Here is a 3503-nt window from a genome sequence, read left to right on the forward strand (position 1 = left end):
TCTGGCAACGCTGACAGATTTCCAAATCCAAGGGACACTGAAATTTTGCGACAGCGCCTGCGAAAGTATCTGCCCCGTTCCACCGAACCCGGCGGCGCTGACAAATCGATATCTGAGGTCGATTTGACAGCGCCTCAATTCCACGCCGCGCAGATACCTCGGCTACCGGACCCCTGCTGAAATCTTCGAGAGCAAGCTGATAGAGATCCGGAACAGACTGACGTAAAACGATAAATCAGAAATGGCACTTCAGCGTGAGCTCACATCGGCACATCTTAAACAGGGCTACACCAACCTCTTCTCGGGGAGACTGCCCCGCAAGTCGGATGATAAAAGGCCTATTGACAAGACTACCATACTAATTAGCTTTCGGCCAATTGGTGCGAAGGGTGGGACGCGGGTTGCCCGGACCCAATCAAGCGTAAAAGGAGTCGATCATGCCAGAGGTCCTCATCGCGCAGGACAGCCGGGGTGTGCTGCGCATCACGCTGAACCGTCCCGAGCGCCGAAATGCGATCACGGTCGGCATGATGAACGCGATCCGTGAGGCGATCGAGGCGACGCGGACCGACAAGGAGGCGCGCGTGATCGTCATCACCGGCGCCGGCGACCGGGCTTTTTGCGCCGGGGCTGACCTGTCGGCCGGCGACACGCCGTTCAAGCCGGATTTCGCCCAGCTCAACCTGCCGTTTGCCGACCTGCTGCGTGCGGCGCAAGGCAGTCCGGTGCCTATCGTCTGCGCCTTCAATGGTGCCTGCGTGGCTGGCGGCATGGGCTTTCTGGGCATCTGCGATTTTGCCTTGGCTGCCAATACGGCCCGGTTCGGGATGCCAGAGGCCAAGATTGGACTGTTCCCGATGCAGATCGTGGCCGTGCTGCGCGATCTCCTGCCCTACCGGCTGATGCGCGACCTGTGTTTTACCGGGCGGCTGATGTCCGCGGAAGAGGCTTTGGCGCGGGGCATCGTGAATACGGTCTGTCCGGCTGACCAACTGGAGAGCGAAGTCGAAACGCTGATCGAGACGCTTCTGAGTGTGTCGCCGGTCGCGGCGCGGCGCGGGAGATACGCGCTTCGGACGATGGCGGACATGACATTTGAACAGATGATTGCCTTTGCCGAAACGCAGATCGGCCCGATGATCCTGACGGAGGACGCGCGGGAGGGGATCGCGGCTTTCAACGAAAAGCGTGATCCGGTGTGGCCGAATGCGTGAGCCGAGGAACAAGATGCGAAGGATCCGCGACATATGGAGCTGAAAGAGGCGATCAAGAGCCGGCGTTCGGTGCGCGCCTTCACGGATCGGGCGGTGCCGGCCGAATGGGTGCGCGACATTCTGGATCATGCGCGGCTGTCCCCTTCCGGCGGCAACCTTCAGCCATGGCGCGTGCATGTGGTGACCGGTGAGACCCGCGCCCGGATCATTGCAGCGGCGCTGAAGGCGCATGAAGCCGGAGAGACGCGGAACCCCTTCCCGGTCTATCCACCCGGCCTGTGGGAGCCCTATCGCACCCGGCGCCGCGATGCCGGCACGCTGCGCTTTCAGGCCCTGGGCGAGACCGGGCGGACCGCAGAGGGAACCGACCACATGGCACGCCTCAACTACGGATTCTTCGGCGCTCCGGTCGGGCTGTTCATTTTCCTGGAATCGCGGATGGAGCCGTCGCAGTGGACAGACCTCGGTCTGTTCCTGCAGAACGTGATGCTGTTGTGCCGGGATCGCGGGCTGTCGAGCTGTCCGCAGGCGGTCTGGTCGACGGTCAGCCATGTGGTGCGGCCAATCCTCGGCGAGCCGGAGGCCAATGTCCTGGTGGCCGGCATGTCGGTGGGGTTTGCCGACGAGGACAATCGGTTGGCGAAGCTGCAGACCGACCGCGCGGATGTCGACAGCTTCACGACCTTTCACGACTGACCTGAGTGAGGAGCGCCCATGCAGAACCGCCATATCATCCTGAAGCAGCGTCCCGACGGGCTGCCCCGACTTACCGATTTTGCGCTCGAGGACTCTCCGATACGTGCGTTGGAAGAGGGCGAGTTCCTCGTCGCCAACAGTTTCATCGGGTTGCAGCCCGCGGCCCGGATCCGGATGGGAACGGGAGACAGCTATGCCGCCCCTACCCCGCTGGGCACCCCTCCGTATGGGCAGACTGTGGGTCGGGTCGTGCAGTCGCGCCACCCGGGTTTTGCCGAAGGCGATCACGTTGCGCTTGAGGGCGCGTGGGAGAGTCATACGATCTCGAAAGGGGAAAAGGCCTGGGCGTTCGACCCGCAGATCGCACCGGAGAGCTATTGGCTGGGCTGTCTTGGCGTGTCGGGCATGACAGGCTATGTCGGCGTCAAAGAGATCCTCAAGGCGCAGGCGGGCGAGACAATCGTGATTTCCGCCGCAACGGGGGCGGTCGGCCATGTGGCCGGGCAAATCGCGAAGGCCATTGGTTGCCGGGTGATCGGGGTTGCCGGGGGCGCCGAGAAATGCGCGGCCGCGGTGACAGAGTTCGGTTACGACATCTGCGTCGACCATCGCGATCCGGCCTTTGCCGAACGGTTGGCCGAGGCCTGCCCGGATGGGATCGACCTGGATTTCGAGAACGTCGGCGGCCCGGTGCGGGATGCCGTTTGGCGGCTCATGAACCCCTTTGGCCGGATCGCAATCTGCGGGCTGATCTCCGAGTATAACGCCGAGGGCGCGGTGAGTGGCCCGTCGTGGCAATTGGCGCTGGCGCGGCGGCTGACGGTCAGGGGGTTTCTGCTGCGCGATCACCTGGAGCTGAGGCCGGACTTCATCGCGGAGGTGTCGGATCTGTTGGCCAAAGGCGCCTTCCGCACGCGGGAAACCATCACCGATGGGATAGAAAAAGCGCCTTCGGCCTTCATCGACATGCTGCAGGGGCGCAATTTCGGGAAGGCGCTGGTGCGCGTCTGATCCCTTGCGCCCGGGTCCTAATGCGGGACCGAGGCTAGGCAGCGCACCCGTTCGAGCGAGTTGCGCACGCCGAACCGCGTCATCAGGCGGTTCTTGTGGACGTGGACGGTGCGTGGCGAGATATCGAGCCGGCGGGCGATTTCCTTGGCTGTGAGAACCTCAACTAGAAGCATGCTGACCTGCCGCTCGCGTCGCGAGAGGGCGAGGACCGGACGTTCGGACGACAGGTCGGCGAAGGACCAGACGGCCCGGGTGAGCGTTGTTCGGAATCGAGCGCCTGCCCCCGGACGCGGCACCAGAACAGCTCTCCTGACTTGCGGCGCATGATACGTTCGTCGGAATATATGCCATGCGCGCCGAGTTCGGGGATCCAATGCTGGCCGGTATGGGCTAAATCGTCCAGCGAAGGGTAGAGGATGGCGAGCGGCTGGCCGTTGAGCTCGTCCGGGCCGTAGCCGAAGATCGCCGGTTGCCGCGTCGGACGACGCGGTCTTCGGAATAGAGCAATCCGATGGGCGCATTCTGGCGCTGTCGCAAAATTTCAGTGTCCCTTGGATTTGGAAATCTGTCAGCGTTGCCAGA

General features: G+C 63.1%; 5 protein-coding genes and 1 pseudogene. 4 read left to right on the forward strand and 2 right to left on the reverse strand.

Annotation, left to right across the window (positions count from 1 at the left end; all coding sequences use genetic code 11):
* From IE266_RS27360 to IE266_RS26605, 4 genes and pseudogenes are all read left to right on the forward strand, one after another.
* Positions 1–226, forward strand: a pseudogene (locus IE266_RS27360) (hypothetical protein); the annotation flags it as partial.
* A gap of 211 nt (positions 227–437) precedes the next feature.
* Positions 438–1214 (forward strand): enoyl-CoA hydratase-related protein, encoded by a 777-nt coding sequence (locus IE266_RS26595; protein ID WP_189683161.1) that lies wholly within the window; start codon positions 438–440, stop codon positions 1212–1214.
* A gap of 33 nt (positions 1215–1247) precedes the next feature.
* On the forward strand, positions 1248–1910 hold the full coding sequence (locus tag IE266_RS26600; RefSeq protein WP_189683162.1) for a nitroreductase: 663 nt from the start codon (positions 1248–1250) through the stop codon (positions 1908–1910).
* Positions 1911–1928: 18 nt separating this feature from the next.
* Positions 1929–2921 carry an NADP-dependent oxidoreductase gene (locus tag IE266_RS26605; RefSeq protein ID WP_189683163.1) on the forward strand — a complete coding sequence of 331 codons (993 nt, stop codon included), beginning with the start codon at positions 1929–1931 and terminating at the stop codon, positions 2919–2921.
* Between the two features lie 17 nt (positions 2922–2938).
* Here IE266_RS26605 and IE266_RS27130 read toward each other — a convergent pair whose 3' ends face one another.
* Both IE266_RS27130 and IE266_RS27135 read right to left on the reverse strand, forming a co-directional pair.
* On the reverse strand, positions 2939–3094 hold the full coding sequence (locus tag IE266_RS27130) for a helix-turn-helix domain-containing protein (RefSeq protein ID WP_229864554.1): 156 nt from the start codon (positions 3092–3094) through the stop codon (positions 2939–2941).
* A complete protein-coding gene (locus tag IE266_RS27135) occupies positions 3085–3429 on the reverse strand; it encodes a PAS domain S-box protein (protein ID WP_308434627.1) in 345 nt (114 codons plus the stop codon). Before IE266_RS27135 ends, IE266_RS27130 begins: the two co-directional genes overlap by 10 nt.
* Between the last annotated feature and the right edge of the window lie 74 nt (positions 3430–3503).

It is taken from the genome of Seohaeicola zhoushanensis (assembly GCF_014656415.1).
Classification (GTDB): domain Bacteria; phylum Pseudomonadota; class Alphaproteobacteria; order Rhodobacterales; family Rhodobacteraceae; genus Seohaeicola_A; species Seohaeicola_A zhoushanensis.